The following is a 970-nucleotide window of genomic DNA, read 5'->3' on the forward strand; positions in this document are numbered from 1 at the left end:
GGGAAATTTATTATTGAATTTAATTATTTGCATGCCATAAAACCATTGGTAGAATCCCTGGCATCTATTATAAAGACGGAGCTTTGTCGTGCTTAATTTCGTGGGGATACATCAGATTGCGAGGATGCGTAAGCCTCCGAAGCAATCCATCTCTGTGTCATCCCTGCTTCAGTGCGGGATCTAGAATACAGCTCAAAAAGCCCTGAGATATTATAGATTCCGCACCGAAGCGGGAATGATAACTTACAATTGCTTTGTCGCTCTAAAGTAGCTCCGCAATGACGTTTGTAAATTGAGCGATGCTAAATTAAATCAGTACAAATCACATTTTTCAACTACGTCGCCAAGTAAATTTTTGGTAAATTCTTCATTTACCATGTCATAATTGTAAAAATCATGTTCCTGTGCTTTGGTGGCAAAATTTTGCCTTTGAGCAGTAACATTATCCATAATCTTAGCAATTTTATTGTAAGCCACAGCCTTAAAATCTTCATCCTGACTTAGGCTGAATGCATGGTGATAATATGTTTTAGCTTTTTCAAATAAACCTATAGACTCAAAATACTCAGCCTGCTTTAGCATTATATCAGGATTTTTTTTATCTTGTTTCAACCATGCTTTAAAACAGGCTTTTATCTCAAATTCATTATTCACTACTTTGTAGCAGTCAATTGCCTTAGCATATTCACCCTTGTTAAAAAGTAGTTGTCCTAGTTTTTCATATATTTTTGGTAGATGGCTATTCGCCTCTATAGCTTTTGCATAGTAAGCAAATGCAGTTTCATTGGCACTGTCATGCTCAGCAATACTAGCTAAGCAACTATAGGCTATAGCCTTAAGATTCTTACAGGCAGGAGAGTCTTGATAATTTTCTAGATATTTTATAGCTTTATCCCACATTCCGCTGGAATGATATAGGAATGAAATAATTATTGAATAATTAAGAGAAAAAGTATTAACTAAGAATGAG

The 970-nt window shown here is 35.3% G+C and carries 1 protein-coding gene; it reads right to left on the reverse strand.

Annotated elements, in window-relative coordinates:
• Positions 1–312: 312 nt before the first annotated feature.
• A partial coding sequence (locus RiCNE_RS07080) for a tetratricopeptide repeat protein (RefSeq protein ID WP_204839971.1) occupies positions 313–970 on the reverse strand: 658 nt, incomplete at its 5' end.

The organism is Rickettsia endosymbiont of Culicoides newsteadi (assembly GCF_002259525.1).
In the GTDB taxonomy this organism is placed as follows: domain Bacteria; phylum Pseudomonadota; class Alphaproteobacteria; order Rickettsiales; family Rickettsiaceae; genus Tisiphia.